The 26,297-nt window shown below is 68.9% G+C and carries 22 protein-coding genes; 18 read left to right on the forward strand and 4 right to left on the reverse strand.

Going from position 1 to position 26,297, the window contains the following annotated elements; all coding sequences use genetic code 11:
* Window positions 1-24 precede the first annotated feature (24 nt).
* Window positions 25-720: a demethylmenaquinone methyltransferase gene (locus ACZ69M_RS16130; protein ID WP_470050346.1), complete on the forward strand. Its 696-nt coding sequence runs from the start codon at window positions 25-27 to the stop codon at window positions 718-720.
* 86 nt (window positions 721-806) lie between these two features.
* Here ACZ69M_RS16130 and ACZ69M_RS16135 read toward each other — a convergent pair whose 3' ends face one another.
* The gene (locus ACZ69M_RS16135; protein ID WP_470050348.1) at window positions 807-1,139 is read right to left on the reverse strand and encodes a PASTA domain-containing protein; all 333 of its coding nucleotides are present in this window, start codon (window positions 1,137-1,139) and stop codon (window positions 807-809) included.
* A gap of 124 nt (window positions 1,140-1,263) precedes the next feature.
* A complete protein-coding gene (locus ACZ69M_RS16140) occupies window positions 1,264-1,770 on the reverse strand; it encodes a GNAT family N-acetyltransferase (protein WP_470050349.1) in 507 nt (168 codons plus the stop codon).
* Window positions 1,771-1,868: 98 nt separating this feature from the next.
* On the opposite strand from ACZ69M_RS16140, the gene ACZ69M_RS16145 reads away from it, so the two are divergent.
* A complete protein-coding gene (locus ACZ69M_RS16145; RefSeq protein WP_352046342.1) occupies window positions 1,869-3,164 on the forward strand; it encodes a geranylgeranyl reductase family protein in 1,296 nt (431 codons plus the stop codon).
* Between the two features lie 147 nt (window positions 3,165-3,311).
* Here the strand turns inward: ACZ69M_RS16145 and ACZ69M_RS16150 are convergent, their stop codons facing one another.
* A complete protein-coding gene (locus tag ACZ69M_RS16150) occupies window positions 3,312-4,157 on the reverse strand; it encodes a C40 family peptidase (RefSeq protein ID WP_470050352.1) in 846 nt (281 codons plus the stop codon).
* Window positions 4,158-4,882: 725 nt separating this feature from the next.
* Between ACZ69M_RS16150 and ACZ69M_RS16155 the strand changes: the two genes are divergently transcribed.
* The 15 genes from ACZ69M_RS16155 (at window position 4,883) to recQ (ending at window position 23,098) form a co-directional block, all read left to right on the forward strand.
* A complete protein-coding gene (locus tag ACZ69M_RS16155; protein WP_007383963.1) occupies window positions 4,883-5,242 on the forward strand; it encodes an NADH-quinone oxidoreductase subunit A in 360 nt (119 codons plus the stop codon).
* A 14-nt stretch (window positions 5,243-5,256) separates the two neighbouring features.
* Window positions 5,257-5,811, forward strand: coding sequence for a NuoB/complex I 20 kDa subunit family protein (locus ACZ69M_RS16160; protein ID WP_003998928.1), 555 nt, complete (start codon window positions 5,257-5,259; stop codon window positions 5,809-5,811).
* A complete protein-coding gene (locus ACZ69M_RS16165; protein ID WP_470050354.1) occupies window positions 5,808-6,548 on the forward strand; it encodes an NADH-quinone oxidoreductase subunit C in 741 nt (246 codons plus the stop codon). Before ACZ69M_RS16160 ends, ACZ69M_RS16165 begins: the two co-directional genes overlap by 4 nt.
* Complete coding sequence (locus ACZ69M_RS16170; protein ID WP_352046345.1) at window positions 6,545-7,888, forward strand: NADH-quinone oxidoreductase subunit D; 1,344 nt, start codon at window positions 6,545-6,547, stop codon at window positions 7,886-7,888. The genes ACZ69M_RS16165 and ACZ69M_RS16170 overlap by 4 nt, the downstream gene beginning before the upstream one ends.
* 29 nt (window positions 7,889-7,917) lie before the next feature.
* Complete coding sequence (nuoE, locus tag ACZ69M_RS16175) at window positions 7,918-8,727, forward strand: NADH-quinone oxidoreductase subunit NuoE (protein ID WP_470050947.1); 810 nt, start codon at window positions 7,918-7,920, stop codon at window positions 8,725-8,727.
* A complete protein-coding gene (gene nuoF / locus ACZ69M_RS16180) occupies window positions 8,724-10,073 on the forward strand; it encodes an NADH-quinone oxidoreductase subunit NuoF (RefSeq protein ID WP_470050356.1) in 1,350 nt (449 codons plus the stop codon). The genes nuoE and nuoF overlap by 4 nt, the downstream gene beginning before the upstream one ends.
* Entirely contained in the window at window positions 10,070-12,574 is a 2,505-nt protein-coding gene (locus ACZ69M_RS16185; RefSeq protein WP_470050358.1) for an NADH-quinone oxidoreductase subunit G, read from the forward strand. Before nuoF ends, ACZ69M_RS16185 begins: the two co-directional genes overlap by 4 nt.
* Window positions 12,571-13,944: an NADH-quinone oxidoreductase subunit NuoH gene (gene nuoH / locus ACZ69M_RS16190; protein ID WP_470050360.1), complete on the forward strand. Its 1,374-nt coding sequence runs from the start codon at window positions 12,571-12,573 to the stop codon at window positions 13,942-13,944. Before ACZ69M_RS16185 ends, nuoH begins: the two co-directional genes overlap by 4 nt.
* Window positions 13,937-14,539, forward strand: coding sequence for an NADH-quinone oxidoreductase subunit NuoI (gene nuoI, locus ACZ69M_RS16195; RefSeq protein ID WP_054232155.1), 603 nt, complete (start codon window positions 13,937-13,939; stop codon window positions 14,537-14,539). The genes nuoH and nuoI overlap by 8 nt, the downstream gene beginning before the upstream one ends.
* Window positions 14,536-15,351: an NADH-quinone oxidoreductase subunit J gene (locus ACZ69M_RS16200; protein WP_470050362.1), complete on the forward strand. Its 816-nt coding sequence runs from the start codon at window positions 14,536-14,538 to the stop codon at window positions 15,349-15,351. The genes nuoI and ACZ69M_RS16200 overlap by 4 nt, the downstream gene beginning before the upstream one ends.
* The gene (nuoK, locus tag ACZ69M_RS16205) at window positions 15,348-15,647 is read left to right on the forward strand and encodes an NADH-quinone oxidoreductase subunit NuoK (protein WP_018568277.1); all 300 of its coding nucleotides are present in this window, start codon (window positions 15,348-15,350) and stop codon (window positions 15,645-15,647) included. Before ACZ69M_RS16200 ends, nuoK begins: the two co-directional genes overlap by 4 nt.
* Before the next feature lie 14 nt (window positions 15,648-15,661).
* Complete coding sequence (nuoL, locus tag ACZ69M_RS16210; protein ID WP_470050364.1) at window positions 15,662-17,575, forward strand: NADH-quinone oxidoreductase subunit L; 1,914 nt, start codon at window positions 15,662-15,664, stop codon at window positions 17,573-17,575.
* A 5-nt stretch (window positions 17,576-17,580) separates the two neighbouring features.
* Window positions 17,581-19,152 (forward strand): NADH-quinone oxidoreductase subunit M, encoded by a 1,572-nt coding sequence (locus tag ACZ69M_RS16215; RefSeq protein WP_470050366.1) that lies wholly within the window; start codon window positions 17,581-17,583, stop codon window positions 19,150-19,152.
* Entirely contained in the window at window positions 19,149-20,798 is a 1,650-nt protein-coding gene (gene nuoN / locus ACZ69M_RS16220) for an NADH-quinone oxidoreductase subunit NuoN (protein WP_352046351.1), read from the forward strand. The genes ACZ69M_RS16215 and nuoN overlap by 4 nt, the downstream gene beginning before the upstream one ends.
* Before the next feature lie 314 nt (window positions 20,799-21,112).
* Complete coding sequence (recQ, locus tag ACZ69M_RS16225; RefSeq protein ID WP_470050949.1) at window positions 21,113-23,098, forward strand: DNA helicase RecQ; 1,986 nt, start codon at window positions 21,113-21,115, stop codon at window positions 23,096-23,098.
* A 356-nt stretch (window positions 23,099-23,454) separates the two neighbouring features.
* Here recQ and fahA read toward each other — a convergent pair whose 3' ends face one another.
* Window positions 23,455-24,678 (reverse strand): fumarylacetoacetase, encoded by a 1,224-nt coding sequence (gene fahA / locus ACZ69M_RS16230; protein ID WP_470050368.1) that lies wholly within the window; start codon window positions 24,676-24,678, stop codon window positions 23,455-23,457.
* Between the two features lie 364 nt (window positions 24,679-25,042).
* Here fahA and ACZ69M_RS16235 point away from each other — a divergent pair, with 364 nt between their 5' ends.
* A complete protein-coding gene (locus tag ACZ69M_RS16235; RefSeq protein WP_470050951.1) occupies window positions 25,043-26,293 on the forward strand; it encodes a carboxylate--amine ligase in 1,251 nt (416 codons plus the stop codon).
* Window positions 26,294-26,297: the final 4 nt, after the last annotated feature.

Consider the following 26,297-nt stretch of genomic DNA (forward strand, 5'->3'; position numbering starts at 1 on the left):
GGTCCGTGCTGCCACAATGGGGGAGTGACCCGCGCATCCCTGGACAAGCAGCCGCACGAAGTCGCCTCGATGTTCGACGACGTGGCGGAACGGTACGACCTGACGAACGACGTGCTGTCGCTCGGCCAGGACCGGGTGTGGCGCAGGGAGGTCGCGAAGGCGGTCGACGCGCGCCCCGCGCAGAAGATCCTGGACCTGGCGGCCGGTACGGCGACCTCGTCCCTGCCCTTCGCCCGCGCCGGCGCGTACGTCGTGCCCTGCGACTTCTCCCTCGGCATGCTCCGGGTCGGCAAGAAGAACCACCCCTGGCTGCCGCTGACCGCGGGCGACGCGACGAAGCTGCCCTTCAAGGACGACACCTTCGACGCGGTGACGATCTCCTTCGGCCTGCGCAACGTCCAGGAGACCGACACGGCGCTGAGCGAGCTGTACCGGGTGACCAAGCCCGGCGGCCGGGTCGTGATCTGCGAGTTCTCGCACCCCACCTGGGCGCCGTTCCGCACGGTCTACACCGAGTACCTGATGCGCGCGCTGCCGCCGGTCGCCCGCGCGGTGTCCTCCAACCCCGACGCCTACGTCTATCTCGCCGAGTCCATCCGCGCCTGGCCGAACCAGCCCGAGCTCGCCGGGAAGCTGCGCAAGGCCGGCTGGTCGAAGGTGGCCTGGCGGAACCTGACGGGCGGCGTGGTGGCCCTGCACCGAGGCTTCAAGGCCGCCTGACGCGTCCCCCGGGCGAGCGCCGCCTGACGCCTCCTCCGGGCGGGCTGCCGCTCTCGGTTCCGGAGAGCGGCTGTCTCACGGCTGTCTCACCTGAGCACCTCGAACGGGTCCCCGGGCTCGTCGAGCTCACGGCGCATGCCGCCCGACGGCGGACCCGGCAGCCGCGGCTCCCGCACCCCCGCGCCGCCGTCCGCGTCACCGAGGTCGAACCACACGGTGACCACGGCCCCGCGCGGCACCTCGGAGCCGGGCGGCGGATATTGGCGTACGACGTAGTCGACGACGGTGAGATGGAAGTCGGGCCGGTCGGGCGCGACGAGCAGCACACCTCGCGCGTCGGCCGTCTCGCGTGCGTCCACGGCCATCAGGCCGATGAGCCGCGGCACGCGCACTTCGGGTGTCTTGGGTGTCTGGCGCACGGACGTCACCCCCAGCGGTATCGGAAGGGTAAGCCAGGGCCCGGCCCTTCCGGAAGCCGTCGGGTGACTGCCAGAAACCGTTCGGACGGCTGCCAGAAACTGCGAGGCGGCCTTCCGGAAGCCGTCAGAGGACGAGGCGGTAGCAGTGCGCGGGTTCGGACGTCGCGGGATGGGTGAAGACCTCGGCCAGCTCCATGCCGACGCGTCGGGTCACGGCGATGGAGCGCTCGTTGCCCGCTCTGACCACGGCGACGACATCCGAGACGCCCGCCGCGCGCACCCGCTCCAGGGTGGTGAGCGCGGCGGCGGTGACGTACCCCTTGCCCCAGTGCGCCCTGCCGAGCCGCCACCCGATCTCGATCTTCCCCTTCGGCCCCCACTCGCGCGGCCACGGCTGCGCCCCGGTGAAGCCCAGCACCTCACCCTCCGCGTCGACCAGCGTCCACAGACAGAAACCGAGTTCGGCGTCGTGCCGGCGCTGCCGTGCGGTGAGCTCTTCGTACACCGACAGTTCGGCCGCCTTCCCACCGTGGAACTCCATGACCTCGGGGTCGGCGAAGATCCGGTGCCAGGCGAACGCGTCCTCGTCGGTGGGGACACGCAGCCGTACGTCAGGGAGAGCTCGGTTCACGGGGCAACCCTTCAGCCAGGTGATCAGTACCGCTGCATAGACTGCCCATGTCCAGTGCCCGTCAGCACGCAGATTTCGAGTCTTGGGGAGACCCCGCCGTGACCGAGCCCCAACCCCTCTCCGAAAACACCGCAGATGTGATCGTCGTCGGGGCTGGACCAGCCGGTTCCACGACCGCGTACTACCTGGCGAAGGCCGGACTCGACGTCCTGCTCCTGGAGAAGACCGCGTTCCCGAGGGAGAAGGTCTGCGGTGACGGCCTGACCCCGCGCGCCACCAAGCAGCTCGTCTCCATGGGGATCGACATCTCCGAAGAGGCCGGCTGGCTGCGCAACAAGGGCCTGCGCATCATCGGCGGCGGCGTCCGCCTCCAGCTGGACTGGCCGGATCTCGCCTCCTACCCGGACTACGGACTCGTCCGCAAGCGCGACGACTTCGACGAGCAGCTGGCCCGGCAGGCGCAGAAGGCGGGCGCGCGGCTGTACGAGCGCTGCAACGTCGGCGCCCCCATCATCGACGACCGCACCGGCCGCATCACGGGCGTGCACGCGAAGCTGGGCGACGCGGGCGAGAAGCGCGAGGTCACCTTCCACGCGCCGCTGGTCGTCGCCGCCGACGGCAACTCCACCCGCCTGTCCCTGGCGATGGGCCTGCACCGCCGCGAGGACCGCCCGATGGGTGTCGCGGTCCGTACGTACTTCACGTCCCCGCGCCACGAGGACGACTACCTGGAGTCCTGGCTGGAGCTGTGGGACCGCCGGGGCGCCGAGGACCGTCTGCTGCCCGGCTACGGCTGGATCTTCGGCATGGGCGACGGCACCTCGAACGTCGGCCTCGGTGTGCTCAACACCTCCGACTCCTTCAAGGAGCTGGACTGGCGCGAGGTCCTGAAGGCCTGGTGCGCGTCCATGCCGGAGGACTGGGGCTACACGCCGGAGAACATGACCGGCCCGATCCGCGGTGCCGCCCTCCCCATGGCCTTCAACCGCCAACCGCACTACACCAAGGGTCTGCTGCTGGTCGGCGACGCCGGCGGCCTGGTCAACCCCTTCAACGGCGAGGGCATCGCCTACGCCATGGAGTCCGGCCAGATCGCCGCGGACGTCATCGTGCAGGCTCACGCCCGCGCGACGCCCACCCAGCGAGAGCTGGCCCTCCAGCGCTACCCCCGTGTCCTCAAGGACACCTACGGCGGCTACTACACGCTCGGCCGCGCCTTCGTGAAGCTCATCGGCAACCCGAAGGTCATGAAGATCGCGGCCCAGCGCGGCCTGACCCACCCGCTCCTGATGAAGTTCACCCTCAAGATGCTCGCGAACCTCACGGACCCGACGGGCGGCGACGCGATGGACCGCATCATCAACGGCCTCTCGAAGGTGGCACCGAAGGCCTGACGCCATCACGGGGCCGCCCGGGGACCCGGGCGGCCTCCGGGGGCGCTCCCGGCCCCCCGGGACAGCACGACGAGCGGGACAGCGCGACGAGGCCGCCACCCATCGGGTGGCGGCCTTCACGCCGTATGACTCACAAAGCCCCGCGGCTCAGAGAACGCGCACCGCGCCCGTGGCCGGATAGCCCGAAAGGTCCTGAATCACCACACCCTTGGAGGGGTTGGCCGCGTCCAGGTACTGGCCGTTACCGATGTACACACCCACGTGGTACGCCGAACCGGCCGAACCCCAGTACAGGATGTCGCCGGCCTGGATGTTGGACAGCGAGACCGGCGTACCGGACGTCGACTGGTCCTGCGAGACGCGCGGCAGGTCGACACCGACCTGCCGGAACGCGGCCTGCACGAGGCCGGAGCAGTCCCAGGCGTTGGGGCCCGTACCGCCCATCACGTACGCGTCGCCGAGCTGAGCCTTGAGGAACCCGATGACGGTGGCGACACTGCCGCCGGCCGGGGCGGAGACGGTCGAACTCGAGGAGCCCGAGGAGCTCGCCGAGCTGGACAGGATGGTCCGGGTGGACGACCGGGAGGCGGCCTGTTCGGCCGCGGCCTTCCGTGCGTCCTCGGCCTTCTTCTTGGCCTCGGCCTTCTTCTTGGCGTCCGCGAGGTCCGCCTTGGCCTGCTTCGCGGCCTTTGCGGCGGCCGCGTCACGCTCGGCCTGCAGCTCGTAGTTCGCAGCTGCCTGCTGAGTGGCGTCCGCGGACTGCGCCAGCTGAGTGGCCAGGTCGGCCGTCAGGGTGGGCAGTTCGAGGGTCTGGGTAACGGGCTCGGCCGCGTTCGCCGAACCAGACGCACCGGCCACGGCCAAGGTGCTGAGAACGCCACCGGCAACTCCGGCGCGCATCGCTAGCGTCGACGCGTTGCGGCGGGGCTTCCGGTGGTTGCGTATGTGAGCGGTGTGGGACATGGGTACAACCGGTATCAGGGACTCCCTCATACCTTCAAGAAACGTGTGGTGCGCCACAGTTGTTCAATCCGCGGCTGAATCCGGCGCGCGTCACTCTTTATTGACGCCGTAACGGGCATTCTGGACAGAGGTGATCAAGCCTGTGATCATGCTGTTTCCGCATTACGTCCGAATTGCCCACTGCCTACCACTGGTTGCAGCCTGTGGCCAAGGCCGGCTTATCTGACCCATAGATCAATGTGACGCAGGTCACGGAACGGTCACCGGACCGGCTGCGTCTCGCGCGCACCTCTCGACTGCCCCGTGCTCGTGAATGCATGCACGCGCCGACGCTCGTCCACATCCGTCCACACCCCTCCCCCTGATGTGTGAACGCGCCCCTCTACCAAGCCGCCGCGTCCAGCACCAATTTGCATGCGTCGGAAGTCTCTTGATATTGAGACGCCGCCCCGGACCTGTGGTGACGAGCGGAAATGTCACATCTGGTGATCGCGCGGACGCTTCGCGTATGAAGATCACTGCTCATCCGACTTCATGATCCTTCGTCAGGTGGTGGAGATCACAAAGCTTGTGCAATACCCCGTGTCGCAGATCACAGACCGGCGGGCATAGGATGCGAGGCAGTTGGGCTTGTGACCTGCTTCACATGTCCGCGATCTTCGTCGGGACGCACGGGGTTCGTGGGACGGGTGGGGCGGAAGTGCTTGCCTGACGCAACCGCCAGCAGTCAGTGCCGACTGAGAGGAGCGAGGAGCGTGAACGCGTATGCGCCGATCCTCGTACTGGGAGCCCTCGGGGCAGGCTTTGCGATCTTCTCCGTGGTCATGGCCACGCTTATCGGTCCAAAGCGATACAACCGGGCCAAGCTCGAGGCCTACGAGTGCGGTATCGAGCCGACCCCCACGCCGGCCGGCGGCGGGCGCTTCCCCATCAAGTACTACCTGACGGCGATGCTCTTCATCGTCTTCGACATCGAGATCGTCTTCCTCTACCCCTGGGCCGTCACCTTCGACGCCCTGGGTGTTTTCGGGCTCGTGGAGATGCTGCTCTTCGTGCTCACCGTCTTCGTCGCGTACGCGTACGTATGGCGGCGCGGCGGCCTGGAATGGGACTGAGGGGCCTTTAAGACATGGGACTCGAAGAAAAGCTGCCGAGCGGATTCCTGCTGACCACCGTCGAGCAGGCCGCGGGCTGGGTGCGCAAGGCGTCCGTCTTCCCCGCCACGTTCGGACTCGCCTGCTGCGCCATCGAGATGATGACGACCGGCGCGGGCCGCTACGACCTCGCGCGCTTCGGCATGGAGGTCTTCCGCGGCTCGCCGCGCCAGGCCGACCTCATGATCGTCGCCGGCCGCGTCAGTCAGAAGATGGCGCCGGTGCTGCGGCAGGTCTATGACCAGATGCCCAACCCCAAGTGGGTGATCTCCATGGGGGTCTGTGCCTCATCGGGCGGAATGTTCAACAACTACGCCATTGTGCAGGGCGTCGACCATATCGTCCCGGTCGACATCTATTTGCCCGGCTGTCCGCCGCGCCCCGAGATGCTGATGGACGCGATCCTCAAGCTCCACCAGAAGATCCAGACCTCCAAGCTCGGCGTGAACGCCGAGGAGGCGGCCCGCGAGGCGGAGGAAGCGGCGCTCAAGGCGCTTCCCACCATCGAGATGAAGGGCCTGCTGCGGTGAGCGACGCGAACGGCAACGGGGTGAACCCCGAGAAGGACCTCGGCGCCTCGAACCTCCCCGGCCAGCGCGGCGAGGGCGGCGAGGAGATCCGCGTCCAGCGCGGCATGTTCGGTGCCAACAACGGGGGCGACACCACCGGCTACGGAGGCCTGGTCCGCTCCGTCCGGCTGCCCGGCCCGGCCACCCGCCCCTACGGCGGCTGGTTCGACGAGGTCGCCGACGAGCTGGAAGGCGCCCTGGAGGAACAGGGACTCGTCCCCGACAACGCCATCGACAAGACGATCGTCGACCGCGACGAGCTCACCTTCCACATCGAACGCGAGTACCTGCTCCGGGTCGCCCAGACCCTCCGCGACGACCCGGCACTGCGCTTCGAACTGTGCACGGGCGTGAGCGGAGTGCACTACCCCAGCGACAAGGGCCGGGAGCTGCACGCCGTCTACCACCTGCGCTCGATCACCCACAACCGGCTGATCCGCCTCGAAGTCAGCGCCCCCGACGCCGACCCGCACGTCCCCTCGCTCGTCTCGGTCTACCCGACGAACGACTGGCACGAGCGCGAGACGTACGACTTCTTCGGCCTGATCTTCGACGGCCACCCGGCACTGACGCGGATCATGATGCCGGACGACTGGCAGGGCCACCCGCAGCGCAAGGACTACCCCCTCGGTGGCATCCCCATCGAGTACAAGGGCGCCCAGATCCCTGCTCCGGACCAGCGGAGGTCGTACTCATGAGCACGCAGACCCCTTCTTCCGGCGCGTCCGCCGCGGCGGCGCGGGAGACGACCGAGGGCACCGTATATACGGTCACCGGTGGCGACTGGGACGAGATCGCCCAGTCCGCGGCGAAGTCCGACGACGAACGCATCATCGTCAACATGGGCCCGCAGCACCCGTCCACCCACGGCGTGCTCCGGCTCATCCTGGAGATCGACGGTGAGACGGTCACCGAGGCCCGCTGCGGCATCGGCTACCTCCACACCGGCATCGAGAAGAACCTCGAGTTCCGCACGTGGACCCAGGGCACCACGTTCGTGACGCGCATGGACTATCTGACGCCGTTCTTCAACGAGACGGCCTACTGTCTCGCCGTCGAGAAGCTCCTCGGCATCGAGGACCAGATCCCCGACCGTGCCTCGATCATCCGCGTCCTCCTGATGGAGCTGAACCGACTCTCCTCCCACCTGGTGTGCATCGCCACCGGAGGCATGGAACTCGGCGCCACCACGATCATGATCTACGGGTTCCGTGACCGTGAGCTCATCCTCGACATCTACGAGCTGATCACCGGCCTGCGGATGAACCACGCGTACATCCGCCCCGGCGGACTCGCCCAGGACCTGCCGCCCGGCGCGGTGGACCAGATCCGCGAGTTCGTGAAGAAGATGCACAAGAACCTTCCCGAGTACGACAAGCTCGCCACCGGGAACCCCATCTTCAAGGCACGTATGCAGGACGTCGGCTACCTCGACCTGGCCGGCTGCATGGCCCTCGGCGCCACCGGCCCCGTCCTGCGCTCCGCGGGCCTGCCGCACGACCTGCGCAAGGCCCAGCCGTACTGCGGCTACGAGACGTACGACTTCGAGATCCCGACCGCCGACACCTGCGACTCCTACGGGCGCTTCCTGATCCGCCTGGAGGAAATGCGCCAGTCGCTGCACATCGTCGAGCAGTGCCTGGACCGGCTGCAGCCCGGCCCGGTCATGGTCGCCGACAAGAAGATCGCCTGGCCCGCCCAGCTCGCACTGGGCCCCGACGGTCTCGGCAACTCCCTCGACCACATCAAGAAGATCATGGGCACCTCCATGGAGGCCCTGATCCACCACTTCAAGCTGGTGACCGAGGGCTTCCGCGTCCCGCCGGGACAGGCGTACGCGGCGGTCGAGTCGCCCAAGGGCGAGCTCGGGGTGCACGCCGTGTCCGACGGAGGCACCCGCCCCTACCGGGTCCACTTCCGCGACCCGTCCTTCACCAATCTGCAGGCCATGGCGGCGATGTGCGAGGGCGGCCAGGTCGCCGACGTCATCGTCGCCGTCGCGTCCATCGACCCCGTGATGGGAGGCGTCGACCGGTGACCACCACCCCCGAGGGCGTCAGCCTGGGCATGCCCCAACTGCCCGCGCCCGACTATCCGGACGATGTCCGGGCCCGGCTCGAGGCGGACGCGCGCGAGATTGTCGCCCGCTACCCGGACTCCCGTTCGGCGCTCCTTCCGTTGCTGCATCTCGTGCAGTCGGAGGAGGGCCACGTCACGCGCACGGGGCAGCGGTTCTGCGCGGACGTACTGAACCTGACCACGGCCGAGGTCACCGCTGTCGCGACCTTCTACTCGATGTACCGGCGCAAGCCGAGCGGTGACTACCAGGTGGGTGTGTGCACCAACACCCTGTGCGCGGTCATGGGCGGCGACGCGATCTTCGAGGCCCTGCAGGACCACCTGGGCGTCGGCAACGGCGAGACCACCGACGACGGCAAGGTCACGCTGGAGCACATCGAGTGCAACGCGGCCTGCGACTTCGCACCGGTCGTGATGGTCAACTGGGAGTTCTTCGACAACCAGACCGTGGACTCCGCGAAGCGCCTCGTGGACGACCTGCGCACGGGAGCACAGGTCGCACCCACCCGCGGCGCCCCCTTGTGCACCTTCAAGGACACCGCGCGGATCCTGGCGGGCTTCCCCGACGAGCGCGAGGGAGCCGTGGAGGCGGGCGGCAGCGCGGGACCCGCCTCACTGATCGGCCTCCGCCTGGCCAAGGGGGAGAGCGTCCACGCGCGTGTGGTCCACCCGCGAGGCGGCGGGGCACCGCAGGACCAGCCGCCGGCGGAGCACCTGAGCTCGCACGACGCGCCGCAGGACACATCGGCCTCCGATCCGTCGCACCCGGCGGGTCCCGCAGCCGAGGAGGGGGAGTGATGACGTTGGCACCCGAGATCGACGAGACCAGCCCGGAGAAGCTGCTCGCACCCGTGCTGTCGGCCTTCTGGGACGAGGAGAAGGCCTGGACGCTGGACGTCTACCGGAGGCACGAGGGGTACGAGGGGCTGCGCAAGGCGCTGGCCATGTCGCCCGACGACCTGATCGCGTACGTCAAGGACTCCGGTCTGCGCGGCCGGGGCGGCGCGGGATTCCCCACCGGAATGAAGTGGCAGTTCATTCCTCAGGGCGATGGCAAACCTCACTATCTAGTTGTCAACGCCGACGAATCGGAACCGGGAACCTGCAAGGACATCCCGCTCCTCTTCGCGAACCCGCACAGCCTCATCGAGGGCATTGTGATCGCGTGTTATGCCATCCGGTCTTCGCATGCGTTCATCTATCTCCGCGGTGAAGTCGTCCCCGTGTTGCGGCGGTTGCACGAGGCCGTTCGAGAGGCCTACGCGGCGGGCTACCTGGGCGAGAACATCCTCGGCAGCGGACTCGACCTCAAGCTCACCGTGCACGCGGGCGCGGGCGCGTACATCTGCGGTGAGGAGACCGCGCTGCTCGACTCGCTCGAAGGCCGCCGTGGTCAACCGCGGCTCCGTCCCCCCTTCCCAGCCGTCGCGGGCCTCTACGCGTGCCCGACTGTGGTGAATAACGTCGAGTCGATCGCGTCAGTTCCCGCAATCCTCCGAAAAGGCAAGGAATGGTTCAGGTCGATGGGCAGCGAGAAGTCCCCGGGCTTCACGCTGTACTCGCTCAGCGGCCACGTCGCCAGCCCCGGCCAGTACGAGGCTCCGCTCGGCATCACACTCCGTCAACTCCTCGAGATGAGCGGCGGGATGCGTCCCGGCCACCGGTTGAAGTTCTGGACGCCGGGCGGCTCCTCGACCCCGATGTTCACCGACGAGCACGTCGACGTCCCTCTTGATTACGAAGGAGTGGGTGCCGCGGGTTCCATGCTCGGCACAAAAGCACTCCAGTGCTTCGACGAGACGACCTGCGTCGTGCGGGCGGTCACCCGGTGGACCGAGTTCTACGCCCACGAGTCCTGCGGCAAGTGCACGCCCTGCCGCGAAGGGACGTACTGGCTCGTGCAGTTGCTGCGCGACATCGAGGCCGGCAAGGGCGTCATGTCGGACCTCGACAAGCTCAACGACATCGCCGACAACATCAACGGCAAGTCGTTCTGCGCCCTCGGCGACGGCGCCGCCTCGCCGATCTTCTCCTCGCTCAAGTACTTCCGCGAGGAGTACGAGGAGCACATCACGGGCCGCGGCTGCCCCTTTGACCCGGCCAAGTCCACGGCTTGGGCCGACCGCACGGAGGTGAACGCATGACGGTGACCACCAGCGCTCCCTCGGGAGGGGGAGAGGCGGCGGTTCCGCCGGAGGATCTCGTCTCGCTGACGATCGACGGAGCCGAGATCAGCGTGCCCAAGGGCACCCTGGTCATCCGGGCCGCCGAACAGCTCGGCATCGAGATCCCCCGATTCTGCGACCATCCGCTGCTCGACCCGGCCGGCGCCTGCCGCCAGTGCATCGTCGAGGTCGAGGGCCAGCGCAAGCCCATGGCGTCCTGCACGATCACGTGTACGGACGGAATGGTGGTGAAGACTCACCTCACCTCGCCCGCCGCCGAAAAGGCCCAGCACGGTGTGATGGAGCTGCTGCTCATCAACCACCCGCTGGACTGCCCGGTCTGTGACAAGGGCGGCGAGTGCCCGCTGCAGAACCAGGCGATGTCGCACGGCAACGCCGAATCCCGCTTCGAGGGCAAGAAGCGGACCTACGAGAAGCCGGTCCCGATCTCCACGCAGGTACTGCTCGACCGCGAGCGGTGCGTGCTGTGCGCCCGCTGCACCCGCTTCTCCAACCAGATCGCGGGCGACCCGATGATCGAGCTGATCGAGCGGGGCGCGCTCCAGCAGGTCGGCACCGGCGAGGGCGACCCGTTCGAGTCGTACTTCTCCGGGAACACCATCCAGATCTGCCCGGTGGGCGCGCTGACCTCGGCGGCGTATCGCTTCCGCTCGCGTCCGTTCGACCTCGTCTCCTCGCACTCGGTGTGCGAGCACTGCGCGGGTGGCTGCGCGACCCGCATCGACCACCGTCGCGGCAAGGTCATGCGGCGCCTGGCCTCCCCCGACCCCGAGGTCAACGAGGAGTGGCTCTGCGACAAGGGGCGGTTCGGGTTCCGGTACGCGCAGCAGCGGGACCGGCTCGAGACACCCCTCGTACGGGGCGAGTCGGGTGAACTGGAGCCCGCTTCCTGGCCCGAAGCCCTGGAGGCGGCGGCCCGGGGACTGTCGGCGGCCCGCGGCCGGACCGGCGTCCTGACCGGTGGCCGTCTCACCGTCGAGGACGCCTACGCCTACAGCAAGTTCGCGCGCGTGGCCCTCGACACGAACGACATCGACTTCCGCGCGCGCGTGCACAGCGCCGAGGAGGCCGACTTCTTGGCCTCCCGGGTCGCCGGACACGGACGGGACCTCGACGGTACGGGCCTCACGTACACCACCTTGGAGAAGGCGCCCGCCGTCCTGCTCGTCGGCTTCGAGTCCGAGGAGGAGGCGCCCGGAGTCTTCCTGCGGCTGCGCAAGGCCTGGCGCGGACACGGACAGAAGACGTTCTCGCTCGCCACGTACGCGACACGCGGCCTGGACAAGGCGGGCGGCACGCTGCTGCCTGCCGCGCCCGGCACCGAGACCGAGTGGCTGGACGCTCTCGCGAGCGGCGTCGGCCTGGAGGGCGACGGTGCCAAGGCCGCCGAGGCGCTGCGCACCGAGGGTGCGGTGATCGTCGTCGGCGAGCGGCTCGCGGGCGTGGCGGGCGGGCTCACCGCCGCCGTACGGGCCGCGTCCGCGACCGGCGCCACGCTGGTGTGGATCCCGCGCCGGGCCGGGGAGCGCGGCGCGATCGAGGCGGGCGCGCTGCCGTCGCTGCTGCCGGGCGGGCGTCCGGCCACCGACCCGCGCGCGCGGGAGGAGGTCGCGGCCGCCTGGGGCGTCTCCGCACTCCCGCACCGCTACGGGCGCGACACCGGCCAGATCGTCGAGGCCGCCATCGGCGGGGAGCTGCGAGCCCTGGTGGTGGCGGGCGTGGAGGTCGCCGACCTTCCCGACCCGGCACGCGCGCGTGCGGCCCTTTCGGAAGTCGGCTTCCTGGTGTCGCTCGAACTGCGGCCCGGTGAGGTCACCGAGCACGCGGATGTCGTCCTCCCGGTGGCCGCGGTCGTCGAGAAGGCGGGCACCTTCCTGAACTGGGAGGGCAGGGTGCGTTTCTTCGAGGCCGCGCTCAAGCCCGACCAGATGACCCGCCGCCTGGCACCCACCGACGCGCGTGTCCTGCAGATGCTCGCCGACGCCATGGACGTACACCTGGGTCTGCCGGATCTGCGCACCACGCGCGGGGAGCTGGACCGGCTCGGTCCCTGGGGCGGCCTGCGGGCCACCGGGCCCGTGGAGGTCGCGGCATCACTGCCGCGTCCCGCCGCCGGGGAGGCCGTGCTCGCGGGCCACCGGCTGTTGCTCGACCAGGGCCGGCTCCAGGAGGGCGACGACGCGCTCGCAGGGACCCGGCATGCCGCACGCGCGCGTGTGTCGGCCGCCACGGCAGCCGAGGCGGGCGTCGAGGAAGGCGACCTCCTCGCGGTCACCAGTAGCGCCGGAACCGTCGAACTCCCGCTGCAGATCACCGAGATGCCCGACCGCGTGGTCTGGCTCCCGCTGAACTCCACCGGAGGGGGCGTCGCCTCCGACACGGGGGCGCTGCCCGGCGCACTCGTCCGCATCGGCCCGGCGACTCTCGCCACCGAGGCCCCCAAGGAGGTGGAGGAATGACGCCGTACCTCGCCGCTGAAGACCTCTCCATGTTCGGCCGCGACCCCTGGTGGCTGGTCGTCGTCAAGGCGGTCTTCTGCTTCGCCTTCCTGATGGTGACCGTGCTCTTCTCCATCGTGTGGGAGCGCAAGGTCGTCGCCTGGATGCAGCTGCGCATCGGACCCAACCGGCACGGCCCCTGGGGCATGCTCCAGTCGCTCGCCGACGGCGTCAAACTGATGCTCAAGGAAGACGTCATCGTCAAACGCGCGGACAAGGTGGTCTACATCCTCGCGCCGATCGTCGCGGCCATCCCGGCCTTCATGGCGATCGCGGTGATCCCCTTCGGGCCCGCGGGCAACGAGATCTCGATCTTCGGCCACCGCACCACGATGCAGCTCACGGACCTGCCGATCGCGATGCTCTACATCCTCGCGGTCGCCTCGGTGGGCATCTACGGGATCGTGCTGGCGGGCTGGAGTTCTGGATCCACCTACCCGCTGCTGGGCGGTCTGCGGTCCTGCGCGCAGATGATCTCGTACGAGATCGCCATGGGCGCCGCTTTCGCCTCGGTGTTCCTCTACTCCGGGTCGATGTCGACCTCGACGATCGTGGAACAGCAGCACGACCGCTGGTACATCATCCTGCTGCCGGTCTCGTTCCTGATCTACATCATCACGATGGTCGGCGAGACCAACCGCGCCCCCTTCGACATGCCGGAGTCCGAGGGCGACCTCGTCGGCGGTTTCAACACCGAGTACTCGTCCATCAAGTTCGCGCTGTTCATGCTCGCCGAGTACGTGAACATGGTGACGGTCTCGGCCGTGTCGACCACGCTCTTCCTGGGCGGCTGGCGGGCCCCGTGGCCCATCAGCACCTTCTGGGAGGGCGCCAACCACGGCTGGTGGCCGATGCTCTGGTTCGTGGTGAAGGTGCAGCTGCTGCTGTTCTTCTTCATCTGGCTGCGCGGCACGCTGCCACGCGTCCGCTACGACCAGCTGATGAAGCTCGGCTGGAAGGTCCTCATCCCGGTCTCCGTGGTCTGGCTGATGCTCGTCGCGACCGTACGGACCCTCAGGAACGAGAACTACGACTTCGCCGACATCGCCCTGTACGTCGGCGGCGGCGTCCTCGTCCTGCTGCTGCTCTCGTTCGCCGCGGACATCTTCCGCGACAAGCAGGGCGCCCAGGAAGCGCCCGCCGAGCCCGCCGCCTTCGACCCGATGGCCGGTGGATTCCCGGTGCCGCCACTGCCGGGACAGGAGCTGCCACCCGTGCCGCGGCGCCGCCCGCGCCGCGAGCGCGAGTTGATTGTCAGTGGTGGGTCCGATACTGCGAGTGACGGATCGGATGGCGGAACTCGTGACGGAAAGGAGGGGTCCGATGGCTGAGGAGCCGAAGGAGACCAAGCCCGGTTTCCAGAACCCCGTCGCCGGCTTCGGCGTGACCTTCAAGGCCATGTTCAAGAAGCGCCTGACGGAGCAGTACCCGGAGCAGCAGAAGACCACCGCCCCGCGGTTCCACGGCCGGCACCAGCTCAACCGTCATCCGGACGGTCTGGAGAAGTGCATCGGCTGCGAGCTGTGCGCCTGGGCCTGCCCCGCGGACGCCATCTATGTGGAGGGCGCGGACAACACCGACGAGGAGCGCTACTCGCCGGGCGAGCGGTACGGCCGCGTCTACCAGATCAACTACGCCCGCTGCATCCTGTGCGGCCTGTGCATCGAGGCGTGCCCCACCCGCGCGCTCACGATGACGAACGAGTTCGAGCTCGCCGACTCCAGCCGCGCCAACCTCATCTACACCAAGGAGCAGCTGCTCGCCGGGCTCGACGAGGGCATGGTCGACACACCGCACTCGATCTTCCCCGGCACGGACGAGCAGGACTACTACCGGGGTCTGGTGACCGAGGCGGCGCCGGGCACGGAGCGCCAAGTCGCCGTCTCCAAGGGCGAGAAGCCCACGGAAGAGGGGGTGGGGGCATGACCGGCCTGGCCGCCTACTCCACCTCCACCGGAGAGGCCTTCCAGTTCTGGGTCCTCGGCACGGTCGCCGTGATCGGCGCCCTGTGCACCGTCTTCATGAAGAAGACCGTGCACAGCGCGCTCTGCCTCGCCGGGACCATGATCGTCCTGGCGGTGTTCTACCTCGCCAACGGCGCCTACTTCCTGGGCGTCGTGCAGATCGTCGTCTACACCGGCGCGATCATGATGCTGTTCCTCTTCGTGGTCATGCTCGTCGGTGTCACCGCGGCGGACTCCCTGAAGGAGACCATCAAGGGGCAGCGCTGGCTGGCCCTGCTGTGCGGACTCGGCTTCGGCGTCCTGCTGATCGCGGGCATCGGCAACGCGTCCCTGAAGGACTTCAACGGCCTGGGCAAGGCCAACGCCAACGGGAACGTGGAGGGCCTCGCCGCCCTCATCTTCACGAAGTACGTGTTCGCCTTCGAAATCACGGGCGCCCTGCTCATCACGGCCGCCGTCGGAGCCATGGTGCTCACGCACCGCGAGCGCACCGAGCGCGCCAAGACCCAGCGCGAGCTGTCCGAGCAGCGCGTACGGGAAGGCAAGCACGTACCGCCACTGCCGGCCCCCGGTGTCTACGCCCGGCACAACGCGGTGGACATCGCGGGCCTTCTTCCGGACGGCACCCCGTCCGAGCTGACCGTCAGCAAGACACTGCGGGACCGCGGCCAGATCCGTGACGTGTCCACCGAGGCGCTGAGCGATCTGAAGGCGCTGGAGCAGCGGGCCGAAGAACGCCTGGAGCGCACGAAGACGGAGGAGGCGTCCAAGTGAACCCGGTCAACTACCTCTATCTCGCCGCCCTGTTGTTCACGATCGGCGCCACCGGCGTGCTGATCAGACGCAACGCGATCGTGGTGTTCATGTGCGTCGAGCTCATGCTCAACGCCTGCAACCTCGCGTTCGTCGTCTTCTCCCGCATGCACGGCAATCTCGACGGCCAGATCATCGCCTTCTTCACGATGGTCGTCGCCGCCGCGGAGGTCGTGGTCGGGCTCGCGATCATCGTGTCGCTCTTCCGTTCCCGCCACTCGGCCTCGGTCGACGACGCCAGCCTGATGAAGCTGTAAGGGGTCGCTGAATCGTGGAGAACCTGATTGCGCTGCTGGTAGCGGCGCCTCTGCTCGGAGCGGCCGTACTGCTGTGCGGCGGCCGGCGGCTCGATGCCGTCGGCCACTGGATCGGCACGGCGCTCGCGGCCGCGTCCTTCGTGATCGGCGCGATCCTCTTCGCCGACATGCTGGGCAAGAGCGCGGACCACCGGGCCATGAGCCAGTACCTGTTCAGCTGGGTCCCCGTCGAGGGCTTCCAGGCGAACGTCTCCTTCCAGCTCGACCAGCTGTCGATGACGTTCGTCCTGCTGATCACCGGCGTCGGCTCACTGATCCACCTGTACTCGATCGGCTACATGGAGCACGACGAGCGGCGCCGCCGCTTCTTCGGCTACCTGAACCTGTTCCTCGCGGCGATGCTGCTGCTCGTCCTCGCCGACAACTACTTGCTGCTGTACGTCGGCTGGGAGGGCGTCGGCCTCGCCTCGTACCTGCTGATCGGCTTCTGGCAGCACAAGCCAAGCGCCGCCACCGCCGCGAAGAAGGCCTTCCTGGTCAACCGCGTCGGCGACATGGGCCTGTCGATCGCCATCATGCTGATGTTCACCACCTTCGGGTCCTTCGCCTTCGGGCCGGTGCTCGGTACCGAGGGGCACCCGGGGCTCGTCGGTGGCGCGACCGAGGGCAAGCTCACCGCCGTCGCCCTGATGCTGCTGCTCGCCGCCTGCGGCAAGTCCGCCCAGGTGCCGCTGCAGTCCTGGCTCGGGGACGCGATGGAGGGCCCGACCCCGGTCTCGGCCCTCATCCACGCCGCGACCATGGTGACCGCGGGTGTCTACCTGATCGTCCGCTCCGCCGCGATCTTCAACGCCGCGCCCGACGCCCAGCTCGTCGTCACCGTGGTCGGCGCCGTCACGCTCCTGTTCGGTGCGATCGTCGGTTGCGCGAAGGACGACATCAAGAAGGCGCTCGCCGGATCGACGATGTCGCAGATCGGCTACATGGTGCTGGCCGCGGGCCTCGGCCCCATCGGCTACGTCTTCGCGATCATGCACCTGGTGACGCACGGCTTCTTCAAGGCCGGACTGTTCCTCGGCGCCGGCTCGGTCATGCACGGCATGAACGACGAGGTCGACATGCGCAAGTACGGCGGCCTGCGCACGTACATGCCGATCACCTTCGTCACCTTCGGCCTCGGCTACCTCGCCATCATCGGCTTCCCGGGCCTCTCCGGCTTCTTCTCCAAGGACAAGATCATCGAGGCGGCCTTCGCGAAGGGCGGCACCGAGGGCTGGATCCTCGGCGGCGCGGCCCTGCTGGGCGCGGCCATCACGGCGTACTACATGACCCGCGTGATGATCATGACGTTCTTCGGGGAGAAGCGCTGGCAGCCGGACGCCGAAGGGCATGAGCCGCACCCGCACGAGTCCCCGAGGTCCATGACGATCCCCATGATCGTGCTGGCCGTCGGATCGGTCTTCGCGGGCGGTTTCTTCAGTATCGGCGACCGCTTCCTCAACTGGCTGGAGCCGGTCACCGGGCACTCGGAGGGCAACTCGCCCGTCAGCGCCCTCACGGTCACGCTGGCCACCATGGTGCTGCTCGTCGTCGGCGCCGGAATCGCGTACGCCCAGTACGGGCGCAGCCCCGTCCCGGTCGTCGCCCCGCGCGGTTCCCTGCTCACCCGGGCCGCCCGGCGCGACCTGCTCCAGGACGACTTCAACCACGTCGTGCTGGTGCGCGGCGGGGAGCACCTCACACGCTCCCTGGTGTACGTCGACCACACCCTGGTCGACGGGGTCGTCAACGGCACCGCGGCCTCCATGGGCGGCCTCTCCGGGCGGCTGCGCAAACTGCAGAACGGCTATGCGCGCAGTTACGCGGTCTCGATGTTCGGCGGTGTGGCGATCCTCGTCGCCGCGACCCTGCTGATGAGGGCGGTCTGATACCGATGTCCTTTCCTCTGCTGACAGCGACGGCGGCGCTCCCGGCGATCGGGGCGATCGCCACGGCCGCCGTGCCGGCCGCGCAACGTGTCGCCGCCAAGTGGCTGGCGCTGCTCGTCTCGCTCGCCACACTCGTCCTGGCCGCGATCGTGCTCGTACGCTTCGACCCCGGCGGCGACCGCTACCAGCTCACCGAATCCCACGCCTGGATCAAGGACTTCGGAGTGCGGTACGAGCTGGGCGTGGACGGCATCGGGGTGGCGCTCGTCGCGCTGACCGCGCTGCTGATCCCGTTCGTGATCCTGGCGGGCTGGCACGACGCCGACCCGCAGGAGACAGGAAGCAGTCGCTGGCGGCCGACCCAGGGCTTCTTCGCCCTGATCCTGGCCGTCGAGGCGATGGTGATCATCTCTTTCGAGGCCACCGACGTCTTCCTCTTCTACATCTTCTTCGAAGCCATGCTGATTCCGATGTACTTCCTCATCGGCGGCTTCGGGGACCGTGCCCACGAGCACGGGGACGACGCGGCGGCGACTCAACGCTCGTACGCCGCGGTGAAGTTCCTCCTCTACAACCTGGTCGGCGGCCTGATCATGCTGGCCGCCGTCATCGGCCTCTACGTAGTGGCCGGAAACTTCTCGCTCCAGGAGATCGTGCAGGCCCGCGCCAACGGCTCGCTGCACATGGCGACCAATACGGAGCGGTGGCTGTTCCTCGGCTTCTTCTTCGCGTTCGCGGTGAAGGCGCCCCTGTGGCCGCTGCACACCTGGCTGCCCAACGCCATGGGAGAGGCCACGGCCCCGGTCGCGGTACTGATCACGGCGGTGGTCGACAAGGTCGGTACCTTCGCGATGCTCCGCTTCTGCCTCCAGCTCTTCCCGGAGGCGAGCAAGTGGGCGACGCCGGTCATCCTCGTCCTCGCCCTCATCAGCATCATCTACGGGGCGCTGCTCGCGGTCGGCCAGCGGGACATCAAACGGCTGGTGGCGTACGCGTCGATCTCGCACTTCGGGTTCATCATCCTGGGCATCTTCGCGATGACCAGTCAGGGCCAGTCGGGCGCGACGCTCTACATGGTCAACCACGGGATCTCGACCGCCGCCCTGATGCTGGTGGCGGGCTTCCTGATCTCGCGGCGCGGCTCGCGTCTGATCGCCGACTACGGAGGGGTGCAGAAAGTCGCCCCGGTGCTCGCGGGCACCTTCCTGATCGGCGGCCTCGCGACCCTCTCGCTCCCCGGGCTCGCGCCCTTCGTGAGTGAATTCCTGGTCCTGGTGGGCGCGTTCGAGCGCTACCCGGCCGTCGGCATCGTCGCCACCTTCGGCATCGTCCTCGCCGCGCTCTACACACTCGTCCTCTATCAGCGGACGATGACGGGCCCGGTGAAGGCGGAGGTCGCCGAGATGCCCGACCTCAGGGTGCGTGAGCTTCTGGTGGTCGCCCCGCTGATCGCCCTGCTGATCTTCCTGGGTGTCTATCCGAAGCCGGTCACCGACATCGTCAACCCGGCGGTCCAGCAGACCATGTCCGACGTCCATAAGACGGACCCCAAGCCCGAGGTGGAGGCGGCCAAGTGAGCACAGCAGCTGTCCACAGCCTGTGGACAACCGCGGCCGAACCGATCTCCAAGATCGACGCGCCGAAGATCGAATACGGGCAATTGTCGCCCACCCTGATCGTGATCGGGGCGGCGCTCGTAGGGGTGCTCGTCGAGGCCTTCGTGCCGCGCAAGTCCCGCTACTACGCGCAGGTCTTTCTGTCCGTCGTCGCACTCGCCGCCGCCTTCGCCGCGGTGATCGCCCTGGCGGCGGGCGGATACGGCACCACAAAGGCGCACATCGCGGCCATGGGTGCGATCGCCGTCGACGGACCGTCCCTGTTCCTGCAGGGCACGATCCTGCTGGCGGGCATCCTCGGTGTCTTCACCTTCGCCGAGCGACGGCTCGACCCGGAGGCGCACGGCAACCGCGTCGACTCGTTCGCCGCGCAGGCCGCCTCCGTGCCCGGCAGCGACAGTGAGAAGGCCGCGGTGAAGGCCGGGTTCACCACCACCGAGGTGTTCCCGCTGCTGCTCTTCGCGATCGGCGGCATGCTGGTCTTCCCGTCGGCCAACGACCTGCTGACCCTGTTCATCGCGCTGGAAGTCTTCTCGCTGCCCCTCTACCTGCTGTGCGCCGTGGCCCGCCGCAAGCGGCTCATGTCGCAGGAGGCCGCGGTCAAGTACTTCCTGCTCGGCGCCTTCGCCTCCGCGTTCACCCTCTTCGGCATCGCCCTGCTCTACGGCTACGCGGGCTCCGTGTCCTACGCGACGATCGCGCAGGTCGTGGACGGCACGATCCCGAACGTCGACCCGGCGCTCGCCGGCACCATGGGCAACGACGTGCTGCTGCTCATCGGCGCCGCGATGGTCGTCATGGGCCTGCTCTTCAAGGTCGGCGCGGTGCCGTTCCACATGTGGACCCCCGACGTCTACCAGGGCGCGCCGACACCGGTCACCGGCTTCATGGCCGCGGCGACGAAGGTGGCCGCCTTCGGGGCGCTGCTGCGGCTGCTGTACGTCGTCCTGCCGGGCCTGCGCTGGGACTGGCGGCCGGTCATGTGGGCCGTCGCGATCGTCACCATGCTGGGCGGTGCGATCGTCGCGATCACCCAGACCGACATCAAGCGGCTCCTGGCGTACTCGTCCATCGCGCACGCCGGATTCATCCTCGCGGGCGTCATCGCGACCTCGCCGGACGGCGTCTCGTCGGTCCTCTTCTACCTGGGCGCGTACTCGTTCGTGACGATCGGGGCCTTCGCGGTCGTGACCCTGGTCCGCGACGCGGGCGGCGAGGCCACGCACCTGTCCAAGTGGGCGGGTCTGGGACGCAGGTCACCGCTGGTGGCGGCCGTCTTCGCGGTCTTCCTGCTGGCGTTCGCGGGTATTCCGCTGACCTCCGGCTTCGCCGGGAAGTTCGCCGTCTTCAAGGCGGCGGCGGAGGGCGGCGCGGGCGCGCTGGTCGTGGTCGGTGTGATCTCGTCGGCGATCGCGGCGTTCTTCTACATCCGCGTGATCGTGCTCATGTTCTTCAGCGAGCCCCGGCCGGAGGGACCGACGGTCGCCGTGCCCTCGCCGCTGACCATGACGGCGATCGGGTTCGGCGTGGCGGTCACGCTGGTGCTCGGTGTGGCGCCGCAGTACTTCCTGAACCTGGCGAGCCAGGCGGGAGTCTTCGTCCGCTGAACCACGCACGGCCCGGGCCCCGCTCCCTCCTCGTGAGGCAGCGGGGCCCGAGCCGTGATCAGCGCATCGCGTGCCCCGTCTGCCCCCCTCTTCCCCGCCCGAGCAGCATGTCCTCGGATCGAAAGGCGTCGCCATGTGAGTGGGGCCAACGGATTGAACGCGCGCAGGGCGCGCCGTGCAGGGGAGTGAGACCGGCCGGACGCGAGTGCGTAGGGAAGCCGATCGGTCGCAGCCTGTGGATAACTCTCGGGCTGTCGGCGCGGACCCCTATCGTGGACGCAGTGGTCGAGGCGCGACGTACGGGGGACAGGACGATGGGCGGGACGGGTGTGATGACCGAAGCGGACGCGACGGAGATGCTGGGAGGGAGCGAGGCACTGGCCACGCTCCACCGTGTCTTCGGGTACGACGCCTTCCGCGGCGAGCAGGAAGCGATCATCGAGCACGTGGTGGCGGGCGGTGACGCTGTCGTCCTGATGCCGACGGGTGGCGGCAAGTCGCTCTGCTACCAGATTCCGGCCCTGGTCAGACCGGGGACGGGAGTCGTGGTTTCCCCCCTCATCGCGCTGATGCAGGATCAGGTGGACGCGTTGCGCGCGCTGGGCGTGCGTGCCGGGTTCATGAACTCCACGCAGGACTTCGACGAGCGGCGCGTGGTGGAGGCCGAGTTCCTGTCAGGGGAGCTCGACGTGCTCTACCTGGCCCCGGAGCGGCTTCGCCTGGAGACCACGCTGGACCTGCTGTCACGCGGGAAGATCTCCGTCTTCGCGATCGACGAGGCGCACTGCGTGGCCCAGTGGGGACACGACTTCCGTCCCGACTATCTCGCGCTCTCCCTGCTCGGCGAGCGCTGGCCGGACGTCCCGCGCATCGCGCTGACGGCCACGGCCACCCGCGCGACGCACAAGGAGATCACCCAGCGCCTGGCCATGCCGACCGCCCGCCACTTCGAGGCGAGCTTCGACCGTCCCAACATCCAGTACCGGATCGTCCCGAAGGCCGACCCCAAGAAGCAGCTGCTGTCCTTCCTGCGTGACGAGCACGCGGGCGACGCGGGCATCGTGTACTGCCTCTCGCGCAACTCGGTGGAGAAGACGGCCGAGTTCCTCTCCCGCAACGGCGTCGAGGCGGTGCCGTACCACGCGGGTCTGGACGCGGGCACCCGCGCCACCCACCAGTCGCGCTTCCTGCGCGAAGAGGGCCTGGTCGTGGTCGCCACCATCGCCTTCGGCATGGGTATCGACAAGCCGGACGTGCGGTTCGTGGCCCACCTCGACCTGCCCAAGTCGGTCGAGGGCTACTACCAGGAGACGGGACGCGCGGGCCGTGACGGACTGCCGTCCACGGCATGGATGGCGTACGGGCTTCAGGACGTCGTCCAGCAGCGCAAGATGATCCAGGGCTCGGAGGGCGACGAGGCGTTCCGCCGCCGGGCCGCCGCCCACCTGGACTCGATGCTGGCCCTGTGCGAGACGGTCCAGTGCCGGCGCTCCCAGCTCCTCGCCTACTTCGGCCAGGACCCGCACACCCCGGCATGCGGCAACTGCGACACATGCCTCGCACCGCCCGAGACCTCGGACGGCACGGTCGTGGCACAGAAGCTGCTGTCCACGGTGGTACGACTGCAGCGCGAGCGCGGACAGAAGTTCGGCGCCGGACAGATCATCGACATCCTGCTGGGGCGGCGCACCGCCAAGGTGATCCAGTTCGATCACGACCAGCTGTCCGTGTTCGGCATCGGTGAGGACCTCGCCGAGTCCGAATGGCGCGGCGTGGTACGGCAGTTGCTGGCGCAAGGCCTGCTCGCGGTCGAGGGCGAGTACGGGACGCTGGTGCTGACCGAGGAGAGCGGGACGGTGCTGCGGCGCGAGCGCGAGGTGCCGCTCCGCAAGGAGCCGCCGAAGCCCACCGTCTCCCGCTCGTCCTCCTCCTCGCGGGGCGATCGCAAGGCCAAGGCCGCGGCGGCCGACCTGCCCCAGGAGCTCGTCCCCGCCTTCGAGGCCCTGCGCTCCTGGCGTGCGGAACAGGCCAAGGAACAGGGTGTTCCGGCGTACGTCATCTTCCACGACGCCACGCTCCGGGAGATCGCCACGGTGTGGCCCACCTCGGTCGAAGGCCTCGGCGGCATCAGCGGGGTGGGCGAGAAGAAGCTCGCGACATACGGAGAGGGCGTGATCGGGGTGCTCGCTTCCCTGGGCGGCGGCGCCCCCGGAGCAGCACCGGCCGCCGCGGCCGGCGAGGCACCGGACCCGGACTGGCCCGAGATGGACGCGGAACCGGAGCCGGAGGACTGGATATAGGGCGCCCCCGCCCTCTGACCAGCTCTCTGCTCAGCCCTGTGGTCACAGGGCCCGTGACGCGTACGCCCTGACGTCCGCGTCGGAGTCCGCCGTGGCCGTGGCCAGGGCCGCGCGAGCGGCCTCGCGACGGACCCTACCGACGGGGTGCGGGGGTGCGGCGGTGCGAGGGCGTGGGGCCGGCGGGGTAGGGGTCTTCGCCCCACCGCCCCTGCCCGTCCCATCCCAGGGGCTCCGCCCCTTCGACCCCGTGGGCTCCCCTCCCCGGGGGGGACCACCGCGGGGCTTCGCCCCTGCACCCCGCCGCGGCTGTTGCCCCGGACCCCGCCGGTGCCAGGAGGGGTTGGGGGCCGGGGTGATCAGGAGGGGTTGGGGGCCGGGGTGATGCGGCCGCTCACCTCGCCCAGTCCCACTCGGGTGCCGTCGGGGCCCGGGGCCCAGGCCGTCAGGGTGACCTCGTCGCCGTCCTCCAGGAAGGCCCGCTTGCCGTCGGGGAGGTCGAGGGTGTCGCGGCCGTTCCAGGTGAGTTCCAGGAGGGAGCCGCGCTCGTGCTCCGAGGGGCCGCTGACGGTTCCCGAGCCGTACAGGTCGCCGGTGCGCAGGGAGGCTCCGTTGACCGTCATGTGGGCCAGTTGCTGGGCGGCCGTCCAGTACATGGTGGAGAAGGGGGGTTCGGAGACGACGTGGCCGTTGACGGCGACGGAGATACGGAGGTCGTAGCCGCCTGGCTCGTCCTCGGAGTCGTCCAGGTAGGGGAGGAGGGTGTGCGTGCGGGCCGGGGGCGCGACCCGTGCGTCGTCCAGCGCGTCGAGCGGGGTGATCCAGGCCGACACCGAGGTGGCGAAGGACTTGCCGAGGAAGGGGCCGAGAGGGACGTACTCCCAGGCCTGGATGTCGCGCGCCGACCAGTCGTTGAGGAGGCAGAGACCGAAGACGTGGTCGCGGAAGGAGGAGAGCGGGACGGGCGTGCCCCTGGTCGAGGGTGCGCCGACCACGAAGCCGACCTCCGCCTCGATGTCGAGCCGGACGGAGGGGCCGAAGACGGGGGCGGTGTCGGAAGGGGCCTTGCGCTGGCCCGAGGGGCGGACCACCTCCGTGCCCGACACCACGACCGTGCCGGAGCGGCCGTGGTAACCGATCGGCAGGTGCTTCCAGTTGGGGGTGAGGGAGTCGGTGGCGTCGGGGCGGAAGATCTGTCCGACGTTCCGGGCGTGGTTCTCGGAGGCGTAGAAGTCGACGTAGTCCGCGACCTCGAAGGGGAGGTGCAGGGTCACCTCGGAGAGGGGGTGCAGGAGGGGTGCGATGGTTTCCCGGTGGGCCGGGACCGTCACCCACGCGGTGAGTGCGCGGCGTACGTCGGACCAGGCCGTGCGGCCGGCGGCGAGCAGCGGGTTCAGGGTGGGCCGCGCGAGCAGTTCGGCGTACGGGGAGCCGAGCGCACGAGCCGTCGCTCCCGCGTCGAGGACGTGGTCGCCGAGTCGGACGCCGACGCTCCGCTCGGACGCTCCCGCCCGGGAGAAGACGCCGTAGGGGAGGTTGTGCGGGCCGAAGGGATCGCCCTCGGGGACATCGAAGGGGGGCATCGGGTGGTGCCTCGCTTTCGTGGTCGTGCGCGCTGTCTGATGCGTGTGTCTGTCTTGGCCGTGTGATCCGCGCGGTGCATGTGTGGGTGTTGCACGTGCTCCGGGTGGTCGCGGCACAGGTTACGGGGGAGTGACGTGCTGTGGCAGTGCCCAAAGAGTTGCCATGAGTTGCGGCGAGTCGTCGTGAGGCGCCGTGGCAGTATCCGAAGAGTTGCCTGGACAGTGCCTAAAGAGTTCGCAATGTCCGAATAGGCCTTGTCGGACGCGGTAGTTCCGGCTTAGCGTCCTTTGGGGACACGGACGGGGTGGGTCCGGTCCGTAGGGGGGACACGTGGGGGGACCCGTGGCCAGGAGCGCCAGCGGAGTGCCGTTCGACGCCGATCGGAACGTTCCGGGCCTGATCGTGAAGTTTGGCGACTATCCGCTGCACCACGGCGGTGTGGGCGCCATCCGAAGTCTGGGCCGTCTCGGCATACCGATGTATGCGATCACCGAGGACCGTTACACGCCCGCCGCGGCCTCGCGCTATCTGCGCCGTGCCTTCGTCTGGCCGACGACGGGGACGGAGGAGCCGGAGCGTCTCGTCGAGGGGCTGCTGCGGATCGGGGCCCGCATCGGGCGGCCGACGGTGCTCGTCCCGACGGACGAGGAGGCGGCCGTCCTGATCGCCGAGCACCAGGACGAGCTGGGGGAGCGGTTCCTCTTCCCCCGGGTCGACGCCAAACTGCCCCGGCGCCTCGCCAGCAAGCAGGGCCTGCACGAACTCTGTGTGGAACACGGCATCCCCAGTCCGGCGGCGGCCTTTCCACAGTCGTACGACGAGATCGTGGCGTTCGCCGAGAGCGCTCGGTTTCCGATCGTCGCCAAGAACCGGGAGGCGTTCATACGCCGCAGCCAGCCGGCGGTGAACGGGACGACGAGGATCGCGACCCGGGAGGGGCTGCTGTCACTCGCCCGGGACTGGGGTGATCAGCCGGGCGTGATCCTCCAGGAGTACCTGCCCAGGGAGGAGGCGGAGGACTGGATCGTGCACGCGTACTTCGACGCGGACTCGACGCCGCTCGCGATGTTCACGGGCGTGAAGGTCCGCTCCTGGCCGCCGCACGCGGGAATGACGGCGAACGCGTACGTCGTCGACAATCCGGAACTCGCGGACCTCGCCGCGCGTTTCATCAAACAGATCGGCTTCAGCGGCGTCATCGACCTCGACCTGCGCTTCGACCGGCGCGACGGTCGGTACAAACTTCTCGACTTCAACCCCCGGATGGGCGCGCAGTTCCGGCTCTTCGAGAACGAGTCGGGGATCGACGTCGTCCGGGCCATGCATCTCGACCTGACCGGGCGCACCGTTCCCGAAGGGGAACAGCGGGCCGGTCACCGGTACATCGTGGAGAACATCGACCTGCCGGCCCTGCTCGCCTACCGGCGCAGCGGCTACACGACCCCGCACGCGCCGGCTCGCGCGAGCGGTACGGAGCTGGCCTGGCTCGCGGGTGACGACCTGCGGCCGTTCTTCACGATGCTCGCGCGCTTCGTGCGGCCGGGCGCGAGGCATCTGTATCAGCTGTGGCGGACCAACCGCCGTGGCAGCAGCACCAGTACGACCACGAAGTGACGAA

Source organism: Streptomyces sp. NPDC107454, assembly GCF_055582885.1.

What these genes read in the sequence shown, in the direction of transcription:
- nuoE (WP_470050947.1), top strand. Translation starts at nt 7,918, where the DNA reads ATGCCCCAACTGCCCGCGCCCGACTATCCGGACGATGTCCGGGCCCGG.
- ACZ69M_RS16160 (WP_003998928.1), top strand. Translation starts at nt 5,257, where the DNA reads ATGGGACTCGAAGAAAAGCTGCCGAGCGGATTCCTGCTGACCACCGTC.
- fahA (WP_470050368.1), bottom strand. Translation starts at nt 24,678, where the DNA reads ATGCCCCCCTTCGATGTCCCCGAGGGCGATCCCTTCGGCCCGCACAAC.
- nuoH (WP_470050360.1), top strand. Translation starts at nt 12,571, where the DNA reads ATGACGCCGTACCTCGCCGCTGAAGACCTCTCCATGTTCGGCCGCGAC.
- ACZ69M_RS16185 (WP_470050358.1), top strand. Translation starts at nt 10,070, where the DNA reads ATGACGGTGACCACCAGCGCTCCCTCGGGAGGGGGAGAGGCGGCGGTT.
- ACZ69M_RS16150 (WP_470050352.1), bottom strand. Translation starts at nt 4,157, where the DNA reads ATGAGGGAGTCCCTGATACCGGTTGTACCCATGTCCCACACCGCTCAC.
- ACZ69M_RS16170 (WP_352046345.1), top strand. Translation starts at nt 6,545, where the DNA reads ATGAGCACGCAGACCCCTTCTTCCGGCGCGTCCGCCGCGGCGGCGCGG.
- nuoI (WP_054232155.1), top strand. Translation starts at nt 13,937, where the DNA reads ATGGCTGAGGAGCCGAAGGAGACCAAGCCCGGTTTCCAGAACCCCGTC.
- recQ (WP_470050949.1), top strand. Translation starts at nt 21,113, where the DNA reads ATGGGCGGGACGGGTGTGATGACCGAAGCGGACGCGACGGAGATGCTG.
- ACZ69M_RS16200 (WP_470050362.1), top strand. Translation starts at nt 14,536, where the DNA reads ATGACCGGCCTGGCCGCCTACTCCACCTCCACCGGAGAGGCCTTCCAG.
- ACZ69M_RS16215 (WP_470050366.1), top strand. Translation starts at nt 17,581, where the DNA reads ATGTCCTTTCCTCTGCTGACAGCGACGGCGGCGCTCCCGGCGATCGGG.